17 protein-coding genes are annotated in these 18,656 nt (G+C 55.6%); 8 read left to right on the top strand and 9 right to left on the bottom strand.

Annotated elements, in window-relative coordinates; genetic code table 11:
* The 3 genes from MELB17_RS20435 to MELB17_RS20425 form a co-directional block, all read right to left on the bottom strand.
* Positions 1 to 361: TRAP transporter large permease subunit (locus tag MELB17_RS20435; protein ID WP_007352253.1), on the bottom strand; the 361-nt coding region annotated here is incomplete at its 3' end.
* A gap of 4 nt (positions 362 to 365) precedes the next feature.
* Positions 366 to 905, bottom strand: a complete 540-nt coding sequence (locus MELB17_RS20430) for a TRAP transporter small permease (RefSeq protein WP_007352252.1) — start codon at positions 903 to 905, stop codon at positions 366 to 368.
* 103 nt (positions 906 to 1,008) lie between these two features.
* Positions 1,009 to 2,031, bottom strand: coding sequence for a TRAP transporter substrate-binding protein (locus MELB17_RS20425; protein ID WP_007352251.1), 1,023 nt, complete (start codon positions 2,029 to 2,031; stop codon positions 1,009 to 1,011).
* Between the two features lie 310 nt (positions 2,032 to 2,341).
* On the opposite strand from MELB17_RS20425, the gene MELB17_RS20420 reads away from it, so the two are divergent.
* The 3 genes from MELB17_RS20420 to MELB17_RS20410 all read left to right on the top strand — a co-directional run bounded on the left by MELB17_RS20420 (position 2,342) and on the right by MELB17_RS20410 (position 4,794).
* Entirely contained in the window at positions 2,342 to 3,079 is a 738-nt protein-coding gene (locus tag MELB17_RS20420; RefSeq protein WP_007352250.1) for a 5-oxoprolinase subunit PxpA, read from the top strand.
* Entirely contained in the window at positions 3,079 to 3,732 is a 654-nt protein-coding gene (gene pxpB, locus MELB17_RS20415) for a 5-oxoprolinase subunit PxpB (RefSeq protein WP_007352249.1), read from the top strand. Before MELB17_RS20420 ends, pxpB begins: the two co-directional genes overlap by 1 nt.
* Before the next feature lie 111 nt (positions 3,733 to 3,843).
* Complete coding sequence (locus MELB17_RS20410) at positions 3,844 to 4,794, top strand: biotin-dependent carboxyltransferase family protein (RefSeq protein ID WP_007352248.1); 951 nt, start codon at positions 3,844 to 3,846, stop codon at positions 4,792 to 4,794.
* Between the two features lie 46 nt (positions 4,795 to 4,840).
* Here the strand turns inward: MELB17_RS20410 and MELB17_RS20405 are convergent, their stop codons facing one another.
* Positions 4,841 to 5,377: a DUF2058 domain-containing protein gene (locus tag MELB17_RS20405; protein ID WP_007352247.1), complete on the bottom strand. Its 537-nt coding sequence runs from the start codon at positions 5,375 to 5,377 to the stop codon at positions 4,841 to 4,843.
* Positions 5,378 to 5,488: 111 nt separating this feature from the next.
* Here MELB17_RS20405 and dbpA point away from each other — a divergent pair, with 111 nt between their 5' ends.
* From dbpA to MELB17_RS20385, 4 genes are all read left to right on the top strand, one after another.
* On the top strand, positions 5,489 to 6,862 hold the full coding sequence (dbpA, locus tag MELB17_RS20400; protein WP_007352246.1) for an ATP-dependent RNA helicase DbpA: 1,374 nt from the start codon (positions 5,489 to 5,491) through the stop codon (positions 6,860 to 6,862).
* Between the two features lie 226 nt (positions 6,863 to 7,088).
* Entirely contained in the window at positions 7,089 to 7,340 is a 252-nt protein-coding gene (locus MELB17_RS20395) for an OadG family protein (protein WP_007352245.1), read from the top strand.
* Positions 7,341 to 7,382: 42 nt separating this feature from the next.
* Entirely contained in the window at positions 7,383 to 9,164 is a 1,782-nt protein-coding gene (gene oadA, locus MELB17_RS20390) for a sodium-extruding oxaloacetate decarboxylase subunit alpha (protein ID WP_007352244.1), read from the top strand.
* A gap of 13 nt (positions 9,165 to 9,177) precedes the next feature.
* Positions 9,178 to 10,500: a sodium ion-translocating decarboxylase subunit beta gene (locus MELB17_RS20385; RefSeq protein ID WP_007352243.1), complete on the top strand. Its 1,323-nt coding sequence runs from the start codon at positions 9,178 to 9,180 to the stop codon at positions 10,498 to 10,500.
* A gap of 101 nt (positions 10,501 to 10,601) precedes the next feature.
* Here MELB17_RS20385 and MELB17_RS20380 read toward each other — a convergent pair whose 3' ends face one another.
* The 3 genes from MELB17_RS20380 to MELB17_RS20370 all read right to left on the bottom strand — a co-directional run bounded on the left by MELB17_RS20380 (position 10,602) and on the right by MELB17_RS20370 (position 12,964).
* Positions 10,602 to 11,459, bottom strand: a complete 858-nt coding sequence (locus MELB17_RS20380) for a pirin family protein (protein ID WP_007352242.1) — start codon at positions 11,457 to 11,459, stop codon at positions 10,602 to 10,604.
* On the bottom strand, positions 11,456 to 12,424 hold the full coding sequence (locus tag MELB17_RS20375; RefSeq protein WP_007352241.1) for a glutathione S-transferase family protein: 969 nt from the start codon (positions 12,422 to 12,424) through the stop codon (positions 11,456 to 11,458). Before MELB17_RS20375 ends, MELB17_RS20380 begins: the two co-directional genes overlap by 4 nt.
* A 93-nt stretch (positions 12,425 to 12,517) precedes the next feature.
* Complete coding sequence (locus MELB17_RS20370; protein ID WP_007352240.1) at positions 12,518 to 12,964, bottom strand: DoxX family protein; 447 nt, start codon at positions 12,962 to 12,964, stop codon at positions 12,518 to 12,520.
* Positions 12,965 to 13,096: 132 nt separating this feature from the next.
* Between MELB17_RS20370 and MELB17_RS20365 the strand changes: the two genes are divergently transcribed.
* On the top strand, positions 13,097 to 14,026 hold the full coding sequence (locus tag MELB17_RS20365; RefSeq protein WP_007352239.1) for a LysR family transcriptional regulator: 930 nt from the start codon (positions 13,097 to 13,099) through the stop codon (positions 14,024 to 14,026).
* A gap of 4 nt (positions 14,027 to 14,030) precedes the next feature.
* On the opposite strand, the gene MELB17_RS20360 is transcribed toward MELB17_RS20365, so the two are convergent.
* On the bottom strand, positions 14,031 to 17,237 hold the full coding sequence (locus tag MELB17_RS20360) for an error-prone DNA polymerase (protein WP_007352238.1): 3,207 nt from the start codon (positions 17,235 to 17,237) through the stop codon (positions 14,031 to 14,033).
* Positions 17,237 to 18,655: a Y-family DNA polymerase gene (locus tag MELB17_RS20355; RefSeq protein WP_007352237.1), complete on the bottom strand. Its 1,419-nt coding sequence runs from the start codon at positions 18,653 to 18,655 to the stop codon at positions 17,237 to 17,239. The genes MELB17_RS20360 and MELB17_RS20355 overlap by 1 nt, the downstream gene beginning before the upstream one ends.
* Position 18,656 lies beyond the last annotated feature (1 nt).

The raw sequence follows: 18,656 nt of genomic DNA, 5'->3' as shown, positions 1-18,656 counted from the left end.
CCGCTGTAGCGGCAGACGAGCCCGATATCGCCGCGAAAATGCCACAACCCAGAATGTTGGTGTGCAGTAATTTTCCCGGAACCTTGCCCACCCACGGCGCGATGCCGCTGAACATTTCTTCGGACAGGCGCGAGCGGAATAGCACCTCGCCCATCCAGATAAACATAGGTAACGCGGCCAGTTCCCAAGACACGCTGGCGCTGTAGAAAGCGGTCGACAGGCTGTCACCTACGGGAACGTTGCTGAAAAAATACAGCGATATACAACCGATGGCCGTCAACGAAAACGCCACCCACAAACCCGCACCTAGCAATGCCAGCAGCAACACCAGAAGCAGTAGGCTCATCCAGATCATTTCCACGGGCTTACTCCTGGGGTGCTTCGTCGTGAAGTTGGGCTATGCGGCCGCTGAGCAGCGACAAAAGGGCGTCTAACAGGGCCACCAATAGCCACAACAGGCCCATTACCATCGCCGCCTGCGGAATCCAAAGCGGTACCGGCACCATGCCAATGGACAGATCGCCGAAGTCGTAGCTGTCCCACGTCAGCCAAGCGCTGTGCCAGGCTGCAAAGGCAGTAATGGCCGCAGCTAATAGCAGAGCCAGAATGTCCATGATGCGGTGGGCAGATTGGGGCAGACGTTGTAACAGCAGAGTCACGCGAATGTGCCCGCCCTGCCAGAAGGTGTAGGCCAGGCCAAAAAACGTGGCGCCCAGCAGCATAAACGCCGCCAGCTCAGCCAGCCCCGGCACGTTCAGTCCCAAAGGGCTGAAACCCAGCCAGGCCAGTAATTCGTCAAGTACCCGGCTGAGTACCTGAGCCACAATCATAACCATGATCAGTGTCAGGTTGATCGCGGAAAGGGCGCCCCCCAACCGATAAAATGAGTCCAGAGCCCTGCGCATGGGGATGTTCCTGTATTATGCCCGCACGTGTACCTTTACTGCAGGGCCGGCATGGATAAATGCGTGGTGGCACGAAAGCTTTGTGCCACCACAGGGGGTGTTGCTACCGCTGGCGGTAAGCGTCTAGCAATGCTTGGCCGTCGCTGCCGGCCCGCTCAAGCCATTCTTTGGTCATGGTTTCGCTGATTTTTTGAAGGTGTTCAACCAGCTGCGCAGAGGGCTCTGACACGACGATGCCGTTATCTCGCATGATCTTGATTTTGGCATCGGTTTCTTCTTTGCTTGCGTCCCAACCGCGCTTTTCAGCGACTGCTGCTGCGTCTTCCAGCGCTTTTTGGGTCGATTCAGGCAGACTGCGGAAAGCCTTGGCGTTTACCACAACCATGTTCTTTGGCAGCCATAGCTGGGCGTGGTTAAAGTGGCTGAGGTAATCCCAGGCGCGGGTGTTGGCCCCGGTCGACGGCGACGTAATCATGGCGTCAACACGGCCGGTGCCAAAGGCGGTGGGAATGTCCGGCACTTCTACTTGGGTAGGGATCGCGCCCAGCAAGTCGGCCAGCTGCTCGCTGGACTTGTTGTAGGCGCGCATTTTCACACCTTTTAGCTCTTCGCCGTTTTCAATTGCGAACTGGGTATAAATGCCCTGTGGTGGCCAGGGCACCGCAAACAGCAGCTTCAAACGCTGACTGTCCAAGCGCTCCGCCAGTACGTCTTTAGAGGCCAGCCATAACTTCCAGGCCTGATCGTAATCACTGGCGAGATACGGTACCGAGTCGACTTCAAACAGCGGGTCTTCGTTGGCCAGGCGCGACATGATCAACTCGCCAATAGGCACCAGCCCGCGGCGCACGGAGTTCTTGATTTCCGGGTGTTTGATCAGCGAGCCACTGCTGTGCACCGTGATGTTCAGTTCGCCGTTGGTGGCGTCGCGCACATCATCAGCAAACTGGCGGATATTCGCGGTGTGGAAGTTGGAATCGCCATAGGGCGTGGGCATGTCCCATTCGGTGGCTTGTACTCCGCTTACCATAAAGCTGAGCGTGGCGGCTACCAGGGTGGCACTAACGCGCTTTAGGCTGAAGCCTTTTTTAACGGGTAAGTGAACGGTTTGTATGGGGTTTTGCATAGGTTTTGCCTCCCGGAGCTGACGTCGGAGCCGTCAGCAGATGTTGTTGTTTTCAGTGAGTCGTAAAGCACGGCGATAAAGCCGCCTTGATGCGCCTCGTGAGCTAAAATTAGCTATGGGTTGGTGATGTGTCAAACTATTTATAAAAATAATATACGTAAATTCACTTTGTAATGCTGATAATTTATCTATAAATTGTTTGTATAGAGCGTGGATAAGGGATGAATTTGTTCCCGCGCTTGTCACCACTTATTACAGCTACCACTCGCTACAGCCACAATTTATAACAGCTATAAGCCCGGAGGCTCACATGCTATTGAATTGCGATATCGGTGAAAGCTATGGCGCCTGGGCCATGGGTCTGGATGATCAGGTCATGCCGTTTATTGACCAGGCCAACATCGCCTGCGGGTTTCACGCCGGCGACCCGAGAGTTATGTTCAATACCGTGCGCCTGGCGTTGCAACACGGTGTCACCCTGGGCGCCCATCCGGCGTATCCAGATCTTCAGGGGTTTGGGCGCCGGTCTATGGTGTGTGCAGCAGAAGAAATTCACACCATGGTGTTGTATCAGGTGGGCGCGCTGGCGCAGATCGCCGCGGCCCAGGGTGGCCAGTTGAGCTATGTAAAGCCCCACGGCGCGCTCTATAACGACATGATGCGCGACGAGGTCATACTGCGCGCAATCCTCGAGGCGCTGGCGCAATCGCCGCAAACCTTGGCGTTGATGGCCATGACCACAGCGGACAACCAGCGCCTGAAACAGCTATGCGCGGAATACGGCGTAACGTTGTTGCTGGAAGCCTTCGCCGATCGCGCCTATGACAGCGCCGGGTATTTGGTGTCGCGCAGCCAGACGGGTGCCGTGCACCACGATTCCAGTATAATTGTGCAGCAGGCACTGGCCTTTGCCCGGGGTCACAGCATTCAGTCCATAGAAGGCAAAGCCTTGAGTCTGGAAGCGGACACGCTGTGTGTGCACGGTGACAACCCTGAGTCTGTGGCAGCGGTGCGGGCCATTCGTGACGCGTTCAGGAAGCTGGTGTGATGCAATGGCGCTATGACATCAGCGGTATAGATACCGTTACCCTGCATTTTGGCCAGCGTATCGATGCGGCTCTGGTTGCCCCGATTCACCGTGCTGCAATCGCCTTAAAATCAAGCCTGGGCACGCGATTGCTGGACGCAGTGCCGTCTTACACTACGCTGCTGTTGCGTTATGATGTGTTGCAGGACGATCTGGCCAGTTTGATGGGGCAGGTGAGTGAGGTGCTGAACCAGCTGCCCGATCCCACCGGGGAAGTTCATGCTGAATCAGAGATTATTGAGGTTCCGGTGTTTTATCACCCCAGCGTCGGGCCGGATCTGAAGCGCTTGGCGGAGCGCGCCGGTTTCAGCCTGGAAGAGTTTATTCGCCGCCACAGCGAGCGCCTTTATCAGGTATTCGCCATTGGCTTTGCCCCAGGTTTTGCCTACCTGGGCGAGGTGGCCGAAGAGTTGAGTGTGCCTCGGCTTGCCAACCCGCGGGCAAAAGTGCCGGCGGGTACTCTGGGTATCGCCGACACCCAAACCGCGCTTTATCCCATAGTGTCGCCTGGCGGCTGGAATCTGATTGGCCGTACTCCTTTGGCCCTGTTTGATCAGTCCCGCGCACAGCCCAGCCTGCTGGAAGCCGGCAGACAGTGCGCTTCCGCCCAATAGCACAAGACGAATACTTGAGCTTGGAGGTCGCCTTGACGATTTGCCCTGGGGCATGGAGCCGGGTTTGGACATACAGCAAGGCGCGCCTGCTAAAAAGCAGGGGGAAAAGTTGTGACTCACTCCAAGCTCGGTTTGTTGATTGAAAAACCCGGTTTTCTGAGCCTGATTCAGGACGCTGGGCGTCGTGGAGTGATGCACCTGGGGCTGGCCACGGGCGGGGCTATGGATCGCCATGCCTGGGCCTGGGCAAACTACCTGTTGGGTAATTGTTTCGGGGCGGCGGCTTTAGAGATCACCTTTGGCCAAGTGGAGTTTGTTAGTCAGTTGAACACCAGTATTGCCATTACCGGAGCAGAGGTGACGGTCACGGTGAACGGAGCCTCGCAGCCGTTGTGGGCCACGCTGTCGCTGAAAGCCGGGGACAGGGTGGTATTGAGTGCGCTCCGTGCCGGGCTTCGTAGTTATCTGGCTGTTGCCGGCGGTTTTAGCGTTGCCGCAGGTTTGGGTAACAGTTGCGCCACGCTGCACCGGGAGAAAACCGGAGGCCTGCATGGCGATGGGCAACCGTTAAAAGCCGGCGATCTGCTGCCCTGTGAATCCCAGTCCCAAAACCCGCCATTGCAGCGCCAAGTGCCCGTTGACTGGATACCCGATTACCGCGAGGCGCTCATTCTGGATGTGATTATGGGGGCACAGATAGAGCGTTTCCCCTCCAGTTCTCTGGAGTGCTTCTTCACCCAACCTTATACCTTGAGCTCGCAGAGCGATCGCATGGGCGCAAGATTAAACGGCCCGGCGTTAGAGGTGTTTGGCGAGCGCCTGATTTCTGAAGGCATCAGCCTGGGTGCGGTCCAGGTGCCGGCCAATGGTTTGCCCATCATTCTTCTGAATGATCGCCAGACCATCGGCGGCTACCCAAAGCTTGGGGCCGTAACGCCCCGCAGCCTGGATGCGCTGGCTCAGCGCCAGCCGGGCAGTCAGTTGCAATTCCGCCCGGTGGCCCTGTATGAGGCCCAGAGGCATGAAAAGGCCTTCCTGAATTTTTTTAACAAGCCCCTTTGATGCATTGTTAAATGTAAAAATCCAGTAGGCCTTTTAAGGCTCTGTGTTACCACATGAGATCGTCAGGGATCTCATAACCGGCGTAAGGATCATCGTCGCCCAGGTCGTCTTTCGTACGCTCGTGCAGCACAACAACGGCCTGCGCGTCCCGTTCCTGAATTTTGCGTGCTACGCCTTCGGCGACAATCTCGTAATCGCCACCGACGCAGATGATTGCCAGACGGCCGCGGGCCAGCTGGTCAGCCATCATGTCGTCCACATACATTTTCTTGATTTTCTTGTCATGAACAAACTGGTAAGAAGTTTCGCCATGACTGCGATTCAGCCGGTTTGTCCCCACTAACTGGCGAATCTGGGCCTGTATGGCTTTTTTCTGGGCTTCGGCCTGGCGTTTCTGGTTCAGTTGACGGTCGCGCTCGGTTTTTTCTTCTCGCGCCTGCTGTACTCGCTGCTCGGCTTCATTTACCTGCACCGCGCCCTTGGGCTGCTGTTTGCGCTGTTTGTGCTTTTCATTACGAATAGCTGTGGCCTTTTTTTTGTCGGCCAGGCCGGCTTTCAGTAACTGGTCCTGCAGGGACGCCATGGGGTAACTCCATTAATTGGTAAGAAACTCTGCTATTATTCCACTAGCCTTAGTATACGCCCTCGCGTTTACCTTCTTAACCAGCAACTGCTGATTCCGGGATTTTCTTGTATGCCTTCCTTTAAAGACCTTGAACTGTCTGCCGCCATGCAGGCCAATCTTGTGCGCCTGGGTTTTACCGAACCCACCGACATTCAGACGCGGGCTTTGCCCCATTGCTTGGCGGGTCAAGACGTTATCGCCTTGGCGCACACCGGCAGCGGCAAAACCGCAGCCTTCGGTATTGGTTTGATTGAGCATGTCAAACCCAAGCAGTTCTCGGTACAAAGCTTGGTACTGTGCCCCACTCGGGAGTTGGCTGATCAGGTCGCCAAGGCTTTGCGGGAACTGGCCCGTGCCCGCGATAATATAAAAATACTCACCCTGTGCGGTGGTGTGTCGATTGGCCCTCAGATCGGCTCGCTGGCCCACGGCGCTCATATAGTCGTGGGTACACCAGGGCGGATAGCGGATCACCTGCAAAAAGGCACGCTGAAACTGGATCGGGTGCACACCGTGGTGCTGGACGAAGCCGACCGCATGTTGGATATGGGGTTTCAGGAGGCAGTGGAAAACATTCTTTCACACGCGCCGGCACAGCGCCAGACTCTGCTGTTCTCAGCCACTTGGCCCGAATCGATTCGTAAACTCAGCGCTGGTTTTCAGCGAGAGCCGGTGGATGTGCGGGCGCAAACCGAGAAAATGAACAGTGATATTGCCGAGGTGTTCTATGAGATTTCTGGCAACCAGCGTACTCGCGCCATCGTGGCTCTGCTGTCGCAGCATCAACCCACATCCTGCCTGGTGTTCTGCGCTATGAAGCATCAGTGTGACGAGCTGGCGGCCGAGCTCTCACAGCAGGGTTTTTCGGCGCTGGCGTTGCACGGCGACCTGGAACAGCGCGACCGCGACAGCGTTCTGGTGCGCTTTGCCAATCAAAGTTGCCAGGTATTGGTGGCCACCGACGTGGCGGCCCGAGGGCTGGACATAAAATCATTGCCACTGGTTGTTAACGCCGAGCCGGCGGGTGATCCGGAGATACATACGCACCGCATCGGTCGCACCGGCCGCGCCGGGGAACAGGGGCTGGCCGTTACTCTGTGCAGCCCGTCCCAGGGCCACAAAATCAATCGCCTGGAAAGCGAGCGCGGTGCAACGGTTATCTGGGGTGATAGCGACCCATTAATGGCGACTGTACCAAAACCGATGAAGCCGCTGATGAAAACCCTGTGCATAGCGGCCGGTCGCAAAGAAAAACTGCGCCCAGGTGATGTGATGGGCGCTCTGACCGGCGATGGCGGCTTGCCTGGTAGCGCCGTTGGTAAAATAAATGTGTTTGAATTTCAGTGTTTTGTAGCCGTGGAAAGCCGCCACGCCGGACGTGCGTTGGAGCAGTTGGAGCGCGGTAAGGTAAAAGGTCGCAATTTGCGGGCACGCTTAGTCTAGATTGGCTTAAGTGTGGGATGTTCGGCGGGGGAATGGGTGGAAAAATACCCAAAAATATTCGGAAAGTCCGTATAGCCATTTGCATTCTGGTTGCCGATCACTTATTAAACCGGTAGATTACGCAAGATTTTGTATCCCGGATTCATTGAATAAAGCGCCGAATCTATGGCTTGTCGGTACGGATTTCCGGGGAAAAGTCACTAACCAAGACAGGTAGCTATTCGTTATGAATGAGCTGATGACCCAAGCTGTTGATTTGATGATTGCGGGTATGGGTTTTGTATTTGCGTTTCTGATCGTGCTGGTACTCGCAACGCTGATCATGTCTAAGCTGCTGAACCGGTTTTCTGCGCCTGAGCCGGCAACTCCGACCAGAACGTCCCGCGCCAAACCCAAGGCGCAATCGTCGGTTAATCCTGACACCGCAGAGGCGATCAAACAGGCGGTTGCCCAATTCCGGTTGCGTCACAAAAAGTGACCCGGTAAGCGATTTAAAACCTTTAAATAGAAGGCTGACACGATGACAGACATTAAAAAACCGCTGGGGATTACGGACGTTGTACTGCGTGACGCCCACCAGTCCCTGCTGGCCACCCGCATGCGGCTTGACGACATGCTGCCAATCGCCGAGAAACTCGATAAAGTCGGCTTCTGGTCACTGGAATCTTGGGGTGGAGCCACTTTTGATTCCTGTATCCGTTACCTGGGCGAAGACCCTTGGGAGCGTATTCGTGAATTGAAGAAAGTCATGCCCAATACGCCCCAACAGATGTTGTTGCGTGGCCAGAACCTTCTGGGCTACCGCCACTATGCGGATGACGTGGTAGAGCGGTTTGTTGATCGTGCCGCTGAAAACGGCGTGGACGTATTCCGCATTTTTGATGCGATGAACGATCCCCGCAACTTGCTCACGGCCATCAAGGCCGTGCGTAAAACCGGCAAGCATGCCCAAGGCACCATTTCGTACACCACCAGCCACATTCACACCATTGATATGTGGGTTGAGCTGGCTAAGGAAATTGAAGACATGGGCGCTCAGTCCATTGCCATTAAAGACATGGCCGGCCTGCTCAAACCCTACGTGGCGTTTGAATTGGTCACCCGTTTGAAAAAAGAGCTGAGCGTACCGATTCACATGCAGTGCCATGCCACTACCGGCATGTCGACTGCTACTGCGCTTAAGGCCGTTGAAGCCGGTATTGATAACGTAGACACTGCAATTTCCTCCATGAGCATGACCTATGGTCATTCGCCCACCGAGGCGATGGTGGCTATATTGGAAGGTACGGAGCGTGATACCGGTTTGGATCTTGTGTTGCTGGAAGAAATCGCTGGTTATTTCCGCGAAGTGCGGAAGAAGTACGCCAAATTTGAGGGCAGCCTAAGAGGTGTAGACTCCCGCATCCTTATTGCTCAGGTGCCTGGCGGCATGTTGACCAACATGGAAGCCCAGCTTAAAGAGCAGAACGCCGCGGACAAGTTTGACCAGGTACTGGCCGAAATTCCGAAGGTACGCGAAGACCTGGGTTATATCGCTCTGGTCACGCCGACCTCGCAGATTGTGGGTACCCAGGCGGTACTGAACATACTGACCGGAGAGCGCTACAAATCTATTTCCAAGGAAACCGCCGCCATTCTTAAAGGTGAATACGGTTCCGCGCCTGCGCCATTCAATAAAGAGCTGCAGGAGAAAGTGCTTGATGGCAAACAAGCCATTACCTGTCGCCCGGCAGATTTGCTGGAGCCGGAAGTGGACAAACTGACGGACGAGCTGAAAAAGCTGGCGCAAGAGAAGAACATCAAACTGGCTGATAATGTCATCGACGATGTACTGACCTACGCCCTGTTCCCGCAGATTGGCTTGAAATTCCTTGAAAACCGCAACAATCCGGATGCGTTTGAGCCGATTCCGTCGGCGGATGACGTAGCGCCGACGAAAAAAGCCTCTGGCCCCGAAACCTATACTGTTGAAGTAAATGGTAAAAAATATGTGGTAGCGGTGTCTGAGGGTGGTGAAGTCAGCCAGATTCAGGCGGAAGGCGGGGCTGCTTCGGCACTTGCGGTCGCCGCACCGGCGCCGGTTGGTGATGGCGATCCGGTTAACGCGCCCCTGGGCGGTAACATCTTCAAGGTTCTGGTTTCTCCCGGCGATGCCGTGGAAGAAGGCGATGTGTTGATCATTCTGGAAGCCATGAAAATGGAAACCGAGATCCGCGCACCGAAAGCCGGTACCGTCGGTGAAGTCTTCATCAAGGTCGGTGATGCCGTCGCTGTTGATGATGAAATGCTGACAATCGCATAAGGGCCAGCATTCCATGGATAAATTAATGACGTTATGGACGGGCAGCGGCCTGTTCAACATCGAAATCGGGCAAGCGATCATGATCGTGGTTTGCCTGGGTCTTCTGTACCTTGCGATCCGTAAGGGTTTCGAGCCACTGCTGCTGGTGCCGATCGGTTTTGGCGGTATTCTGGCGAACATTCCGGAGGCAGGGCTGGCCCTGTCGGCGGCGGAAAATGCCATACATGTGGCCAAACCGGAAGTGCTAGCCGCGTTGGCTGGCGCTCTGGATGTGGCCTACCAGGCAGGTCAGGCGATAACGCCGGACGTACTGGGTGCGTTTAAATCGGCTTACCACACCGGTAGCTCTGCAGAAGTGGCTATGGCCAACAACCTGGCCTCTGACTTCGGCTATGGCAACGGCATGTTGCACAACTTTTACCTGGTGATTATCGGCAGTACCGTTGGGCCGCTGTTGATTTTCATGGGCGTGGGTGCAATGACCGATTTTGGTCCGTTGCTGGCCAACCCGAAAACTCTACTGCTGGGTGCGGCTGCGCAGTTCGGTATTTTCGGTACGGTTCTGGGTGCGGCATTGCTGGACTGGTTGGGCATTCTGGACTTCACCATTCTGGAAGCGGCGGCGATTGGTATCATTGGCGGTGCCGATGGCCCAACGTCTATCTACGTGTCTAGCGTACTGGCTCCGCACCTGTTGGGTGCGATTGCGGTTTCGGCCTACGCTTATATGGCACTGGTTCCGCTGATTCAGCCGCCCATTATGAAGGCGCTGACCACGAAAAAAGAACGTGCTATCAAGATGTCCCAGCTGCGCCCGGTGAGCAAGCGCGAGAAAATCGTGTTCCCGCTGGTTGTGTTGATTGCGGTGGTTCTGTTCTTGCCGGATGCAGCTCCGCTGCTGGGTATGTTTTGCTTTGGTAACCTGATGCGCGAATGTGGTGTTGTGGAGCGTTTGAGCGACACGGCACAGAACGCGTTGATCAACATTGTGACCATCTTTCTGGGGCTATCCGTTGGCTCCAAGCTGATGGCTGAAAAATTTCTGGATGGCCAGACTCTGGGTATTCTGGCACTGGGTATCGTTGCCTTCGGTGTGGGCACAGCAGCCGGCGTGTTGATGGCGAAGTTGATGAACAAGTTCACCAAGGATCCCATCAATCCATTGATTGGTTCCGCCGGCGTATCGGCGGTGCCGATGGCAGCGCGGGTATCCAACAAGGTGGGCCTGGAAGCCAACCCGCAAAACTTCCTGCTGATGCACGCCATGGGCCCGAACGTAGCCGGTGTTATCGGTTCGGCGGTTGCAGCTGGCGTAATGATCAGGTTGCTTAGCTGATCGTTCTGTTGCTGTTCCGGAAACCCCGCCCGGCCTTAGCTTGGCGGAGTTTTTCCGTTTTTGGCGGTTCACTTGGAAGTACGAGTCGGTACTGACTCGAGTTACCGACTTTCACGACCGGATGTTAACCGGTTTAGAAATTGCGGGTTGCTAAAGTCCTTCAATGCCCGTTCAATTTCTTCGGGCGTATTCATCACAAAAGGTCCGTATTGCACCACGGGCTCTTCAATAGGGCAGCCGCTGAGTACTAACATGCCTGCACCTGAGGCGCGGGCCTGCAGTTGCAATGTGTTGCCTTTGGCGTAGATGCCCAGTTGTCGCGCGTCGATCAAATCTGTCGCGCCTTGATAGACATACACCAGTGCAGGGTTATCGGCATTGAAAGACAATTCAACGGTTTCATTGCCAGCCAGGTGCACATCGACAAAAATAGGTTGGGTTGAAATCTCTGGCAGCGGGCCTTGCTGTAATTGTCGATTGATTGTTACGGAACCTGCGATAACGCGAGCCATCCCGCCGTTAGATAGTGGCTGCTCGGAAACATCCGCGCTAGCAATTTCCTGATAAGCCGCGGGCTTCATTTTTTCAGCGCCGGGCAAATTCAGCCAGATTTGAAAGCCGTGCAACAGACCGTGCTCTTGCTCAGGCATTTCCGAGTGAAGCACGCCTGCGCCCGCTGTCATCCATTGCACGTCACCGGGGCTGATAACGCCCTCATTGCCCATGTGGTCGCGGTGGCGCATGCGCCCGGCCTTCATGTAGGTAATGGTTTCAAAACCGCGATGTGGGTGTTCAGGAAAGCCGCCAATATAGTCGGCAGCATCGTCGGAGTTGATTTCATCAATCATCAAAAAAGGATTCAGTGCCTGATGCAGGCGCTGACCCGCAAGTCGATGAATTTTGACCCCGTCACCATCTTGGGCAGGGCGGGCTGTTATAACTTGAAGTAATTCTCTCATGAGTTTTCTCCAATCCCTTCCCGGCCATGGGCGGCGGTAAAATCCTGTGCTGGACCCACGGGGATAATTCCCGTGGGGTTAATCATTAAATGGCTCGCATAATAATGCGTCTTGATATGCTCAAAGCTGACGGTGTCAGACACGCCAGGTATCTGGTAGAGCTCGCGCACATAACCACTAATGGCTGGATAATCGGCCAGTAACTGACGGTTGGTTTTAAAGTGACCAAAATACACAGCATCGAAACGAATCAAAGTGGTAAACAAACGCCAATCGGCTTCCGTCAACTGGCCACCCCCCAGATAACGCTGCCGGGTTAACAAACCCTCGACCCAGTCCAACGAATCGAACAGGCTATGGTATGCCTTTTCATAGGCCTCTTGGGTGGTGGCGAAACCGGCTCGATAGACGCCGTTGTTGATGGTGTCGTAGACACGGTCATTCAGGGCATTGATCCGCTCGTGTAACGTATCAGGGTAGTAATCTGTGGTGTTGCCCGTTAAAGCATTAAACGCCGTATTGAACATACGGATAATCTCTGAGGACTCATTGCTGACAATGGTTTGTGTTTGCTTGTCCCACAAGACCGGCACCGTAACGCGGCCCTCATAGCTGGAATCCGCCTTTAAATACAGTTGATACAGAAAGTCCAGACCGTAAAGCGGATCCTTCATCTCCCAGCCATTTTTAAGCATCACCGGATCGACCACGGTGACATCAATATAATCCTGCAACTGCTTTATTTGGCGAAAAATCAGTGCGCGGTGTGCCCAAGGGCAAGCCAGTGACACATACAAATGGTAGCGGCCTTTCTCGGCCTTGAAGCCGGGCTCCCCGTTTGGGCCGGCTTTGCCATCGGGTGTCAGCCAGCTTCTGAAGCGACTGTCCTGACGGCGAAACTCACCACCGCTGTTGCCGGTGTCGTACCACTGGTCAACCCATTGACCCTTTTGTAACAAGCCCATTATGCGACTCCTATAGATTCCTTGGCCGAAAATGCTGATATCAGAGTATTAACTTGTCGTTTACTCTTTCATGCTGATTGATGGATGTATCATTTACTGAGCCAGTTGCCTTTGCAGTAAACGATCCGCACTTAGGCTGCCAGCGCCTCTGAACACCAGGGCGACACTGATCGCCAGCAATGCCAGGACAAATTCGTAACCGTTATTCGACATAAACAGCCCATTTTCCAAGTGAACGGTGACGATCGCGACGAGCATTGTGAATGCTAGTATTAAAGCAGCTGGACGCACCAGTAAACCTGTAACCAACAACAAGCCCCCAAAGAATTCTGCACTACCGGCCATTGCTGCCATAAGCATGCCTGGCTCAAGCCCGATGGATGTCATCCAGCCAGCGGTGCCTTCCAAGCCATAACCGCCAAACCAGCCAAATAATTTTTGCGCGCCGTGGGCGGCAAATATGACGCCTGCGCCGAGGCGAAGGGGGAGGGTGTCCAAGCCAGTATTGGTGGCGGTTAACTTGCTAATGAGTGCTTTCATGTTATTTCTCCAAATCTAAATTTGCTGGTTTGTGTAGGTGATGGAGCCATTGTAAGGGTTGTGAAATTTCTAATAAGAGCTAATATTCGTTTAAAACGTTCTAAATAATAGAACAGTTATTTTGGAGGAATAATGGCAAAGAACCCAATTTCAATAGAGGTTCTGGAAACACTGGATGCCATAGATCGGCGTGGAAGTTTCACGAAAGCGGCTGAAGAGCTGAACAAAGCGACGTCGGCGGTTTCCTATGCGGTTCAGAAGCTGGAAGGTCAGCTGGATATTGCTCTATTCCAGCGTCAGGGGCGTCGTTCGGTGCTAACGTCAGCCGGGCGACTGATATTGGGCGAGGGCAGGGAAATACTTCAAGCTACCGCGCGACTGGCGAACAAGGCAAAAGAAGTGGCCACGGGCTGGGAGCCGCGCATTAGCATCGCGGTAGAGTCACATCAGTCCTATCCGGCCTTTTTCAGCGTATTGGGCGAATTTCTCAAGGCGCATTCCACGGTTGAAATCGATGTCTGTGAGTCAGTGCTGAATGGCGGGTGGGAAGCCCTTGAGCAAGGTTGGGTAGATTTGATTGTCGGGTCACCCGGGCCAGTCCCGCTGCAAAAAGGGTATCGAGCGGTACCCTTGGCCCATGCCGACCTGGTGCCAGTCGTGGCCTCTCACCATGAGCTGGCAAACGTAGCGGCTAATGCTGAAGCTTTGCAGGGGCGCTTGCCGGAAGTCCGGAGGGTTATTACGCATGATACGTCTATCGTTGATATTACCCGAAGCGCAGGTTTAAGCAGCGACGGCAAACATTTCTACGTGCAAAACATAGATCAGAAAGTTGAGGCAATAGTGGCGGGAATAGGCGTAGGCCATCTACCGCGACAGCGCATTCAAAACCAACTCAATAGTGGCGAGCTGGTAGAGCTTGCGCTAAACGAGTGCTCCACTTTCGAGTATTATCTGGCGTGGAAAATCAGTCACAAGGGCAAGGGGTTGCAATTGCTGACTCAACGATTGGCAGCCGTATTTGGTGAGACGTTAGTACCAAGCGCATCCCCTGTTGTTTAAGTTTTTAGTGAAAATTCCGCGAACTGACTGGGAGTGCCTTTATCAGGTGACTAAGGTCAGACAATTTGCCGGCCATGATGTGCATTATATCTCCCTCCCGTTCCAGAACGCCTTTTACGTGCAGCAGCCGTGCGGTGAGTAGGGGCTTGCGCTGTTGACGGGCGGTGGCCAGCCAGACCACCACGTTGATGTTGCCGGTTTCGTCTTCCAGGGTAACGAAAGTGACACCCGAGGCGGTGCCGGGGCGTTGGCGGCCGGTTACCAGGCCGGCTACCTGTACCGGGCGGCCAGGTTCTATGGTGTTGAGTTCGCTGGCGCTCAGGCAGAAACTCAGGTGGCCCTGTTCCCGCAGCAGTGCCAAGGGGTGGCGCTGTAGGGTCAGGCCCTGGCTGCTGTAGTCTGCCGCTATATTCTGGCCCTCGTTGGGTGTTGGTAGTTGTTCGCAGGCTGGTTCGGGTGCGTTATTGTCTTCGCCGATAAATAACTCAGCCGGTTGTTCGTGGCCCAGCAACTGCCAGTAGGCCTGGTGGCGGTTGCTGGTAAAACCGGGCATGGCGTTGGCACCGGCCAGCAGCTCCATATCGCGCTGGTTCAGACCGGTCAGCTGCCGTAGCTGGCTGGAAGACGTGTAGCCGTTTTCTGGCCTTTTGGCGGAAACGGACGTGCCGGCTTGCTGTGATAAACCGCGGATTTGGCTCAGGCCCAAGCGCAGTGATAGAGGATTATCGGTTTGGGTTTGCAGGGTTTGAGATTGTGGCGCTTGAGATTGTGGGGTTTGAGATTGGAGAGTGTGGTCCCACTGGCTGTGGTTCACATCCAGCGGTTGTACGTCCACGCCGTGGCGGCGAGCGTCTTGCACCAGTTGAGACGCCGAATAAAAACCCATGGGCTGGCTGTTGAGCAAAGCGCAATAAAACGCGGCCGGGTAGTGGCGCTTTATCCAAGCGGATACATACACCAATAAGGCAAAGCTGGCGGCGTGGGATTCGGGGAAGCCGTAGCCGCCAAAACCGCAGATTTGCTGGTACAGGCGCTCGGCGAAATCGTCGGTGTGACCACGCTCTTTCATGCCGCTCAGCAATTTATCGCGAAATGGAGTCAGGTCGCCGTGGGATTTCCACGCCGCCATGGCACGGCGCAACTGGTCGGCCTCGCCACCGCTGAAACCAGCGGCGACCATGGCCAGCCTGATCACCTGCTCCTGAAATATGGGTACACCCAGAGTACGTTCCAGCACGCGCTGTATGGCCTGGTTGGGGTAATTTACAGGCTCCAAACCATGCCTGCGCTTCAGGTAAGGGTGCACCATATCGCCTTGAATCGGCCCCGGGCGCACAATGGCTACCTGTACCACCAGATCGTAATAGGTGGCGGGTTTCAGCCGCGGCAGCATGTTGATCTGGGCCCGGGATTCCACCTGAAATACGCCCACGCTGTCGCCTGTTTGCAGCATGGCGTAAGTGTCCGGGTCTTCTTGGGGAATGTCTTGCATGTGGAAAGGTCGCCCTAACTGGGCGCTGATCATCTCCAGGGCTTTGCGAATGGCGGTGAGTATGCCCAGCGCCAGCACGTCTACCTTCATTAACCCCAGGCTTTCCAGATCATTTTTGTCCCACTGAATCACCGTGCGGTCGGCCATGGCGGCGTTTTCTATGGGCACCAATTCCGCCAGAGGGCCGGCACTGATGACAAAGCCGCCCACATGCTGGGACAGGTGGCGTGGAAAGCCCAGCAGGGTATTTACCAAGGTAAAAAACTGGTCAGCGACGTTTGGATTGCGGGTCAAGTTTTTATCGAGTATCTGCTGGCGCCAGGGCGTGGCTTTGTCGCGCCAGTCTATGCCGTCGAGCAGTTGTTCTACCAGCAGTGGGTCGAATCCCAAGACTTTGCCCACGTCGCGGATGGTGCTGCGAGGGCGGTAACGGATAACGGTGGCGGCTATGGCCGCGCGGTCGCGGCTGTAGCGCTGATAAATGTATTGAATCACTTCTTCGCGCCGCTGGTGTTCAAAGTCGACGTCGATATCCGGTGGCTCGTTGCGGTCTTTGGAAATAAAACGCTCAAACAGCAGGTCGACTTTTGCCGGGTTCACTTCGGTAATGCCCAAGCAATAGCACACCGCAGAGTTAGCCGCTGAACCACGGCCCTGGCACAGAATGCCGCGGCCGCGGGCAAATGCGACTATGTCCTCAATGGTCAGAAAATAGTGCTCGTACTGCATCTCCGAAATCAGTCCCAGCTCTTTGTGAATCAGTGCCTGCACCTGCAGCGGCGTACCCTCCGGGTAGCGCCGGCGTTCGCCTTCGCGAGTCAGCTTCAGCAGATAACCGGCGGCGCAGGTGCCGCTTGGCACCAGATCGGGCGGGTATTCATAGCGCAGGCTGCCGGGTTCAAACGTACATTGCTGGGCGATTACTTGAGTCTGCTGCAGCCAGGCGGTGGGGAACAGGCGCTGTAATACCGCAACGGGGCGCAGGTAACGCTCGCCGTTTTGAAACAGACAATGGCCGGCGTTCTCCAAATTGGTGTGGTTGCGCAGGGCGGTGAGTACATCCTGCAGGGGCTGACGCTTGCGGCAATGCATATGCACGTCGCCACTGGCAGTAATGGGGCAGCGTAGCTCTGTGGCCAGCCAGCGTATGCGGGCCAGCTGTTGTTCTTCACCGGATTCCAGAGTGCGAGAGGCCGCTAGCCACAGCCGCCGGTCAAACAATCGCAGCAGCCATTCACCCGCCGCTAGCGCTTGCTGGCTGTCGGCGTTGGCCAACGTTGGTGGTAACCACAAGCACAGGCAATCGTCCAGCGGGTGTACTTCCAGGTCCCGGTAATACAGCTGGTACTGGCCCTTTTCCGCTCGCCTTCGGGCGCTGGTGATCAGCTGGCACAGTTGACCATAGCCTTTGCGGGTGCGTGCCAGAAGTATAAAGCACGGGGTGCAGGCCCTGGGTGGTGCGTCGCTCAATTCAAACCAGCTGCCGGTAATGAGTTTCACCGGGCTGTTTTTAAGCGCCGCCCAGGCGCGGGGAATGCCAGCCACCGAGCAGGCATCGGTAATGGCCAGGGCGCTATAACCCAGCCCTGCGGCTTGTTCTGCCAGCTCATGGGGATGCGAGGCGCCGGTCAGAAAACTGAAGTTGCTGAAGCAGTGCAGCTCGGCGTAGCTTTCAGGGTTTTCATAATGCCCATCACTTTTATAGCTTTCAGACTGCATCAGCCAAACCACCCGTGTATGTGCCAGCCCTGACTGGCATCCCGAAACACCCAAGCCAACTGGCCGCTGGGTAATTGGGCGATGTAATAATCCCGCTGTACCCTTTGGCCATCCCACCAGCCGCTACTGATGCGTTCCGGGCCGGAAAACCAGGCCTGCGGCTTAGTGTGTAACGGTTGAGGTTTATGCATCAGCCACAGCGGGCGGCAAGGTAACGGATTCTCCGCAGCGCTGGCTTTGCGCTGTTTGCGTTTTACATCGGCACTGGCCCAGGCCTGCTCAGGGCGGTGATCAGCGTGTGGCGCCAGCTGTTGCAACGCGCCGTCGCCCAGCCGGGCCTGCAGGCGGCTGATCAGCGTGTGCCAGGCTTCGTTCATATCTTGGGTTTCGCCCAACAAATCCTGTCCGCTGGCGGCTTCACGCCCAATAAAGCGTTTTACCAGCAATACCAGTGACACCACCGGAGCTTGCAAAGGCTGTTGTTCAAAGCGTAGGCGAATCAAATTCAGAAAAGCCTCCGCCCGATGCTCCGGGCCGGAAGTGCGTATGTGCAGGCGGGTGGGTTCTGTGTAGCGATAGCACAACAACAAATTCAGACTGTCGGTTTCCTGCTGGCGCCAGCACAGGTCTTCTTCCAGCTCACTCAATATGCGTTGCAGTGGAAATAGCAGCCCCTGGGAATGTTCGATGTCTTCGACAAAATCCGCTTGCTGGCGAAATCGGTGCGGGGGCTGCCAAGGCGTTTGAGGGTCTGGCCTTGTACCTTGTATTTTTTGGCTATGAGCCAGGATTTTTGGGCCCAGCCGCCGCGCCAATTCGGCTGCGGGCAGAGCGAATAGGTTGCCCAGTGTGTTCAGGCCTAATCGCTGCAAGCGGGTGCAGGCCTGGGTATCAAATTCTGCCTCTGCCAGCGGCAACTGTTCCAGTAGGCGCAGCATGTGGCCCTGGTCGGCGCTGCATTCACCTTTGCCGGTGCGGGCAATCAGGCGTGCCGCCAGTGGGGTGTGGCCAATGCCCAGCCAGGCCGTCAGGCGGCGTTCATTCAGGCCTTGCTCCACGGTTTCCCACACCGCCGGCAAACCGCCGTACAGTTTTTGCAGGCTGCCGATTTCAGCCAGCAGGCCATCTGGTGGCACCAGGGTAATGTGTGCGGCACAGCGGTATAGCCAGCGAGCCTGATCTTGCAGCACCCGGGCTTCTTGCTGCGGATCGGTACGAACCATCGCCAGATCCGCCACCAGGCTCAGGGCGGTTTTCAGCCGCATACCCGGCTGCACGCCTTGGCTGCTGGCCTGAGTACAGGCCTGAAGCACCTTTTGGCCAGAGGCGTCAACAATCACTAACGCAGCGTCCTGCTTTCGGGACCGGCGGATATGGTCTAGCAATAATTGAGGAAAATGCAGGTGTAGCCACAGCATA

Source organism: Marinobacter sp. ELB17 (assembly GCF_000169375.1).
Taxonomy (GTDB): Bacteria; Pseudomonadota; Gammaproteobacteria; order Pseudomonadales; family Oleiphilaceae; genus Marinobacter.
The sequence above is the reverse complement of the archived record's forward strand: the minus strand, read 5'-3'. Positions and strand labels throughout refer to the sequence as shown.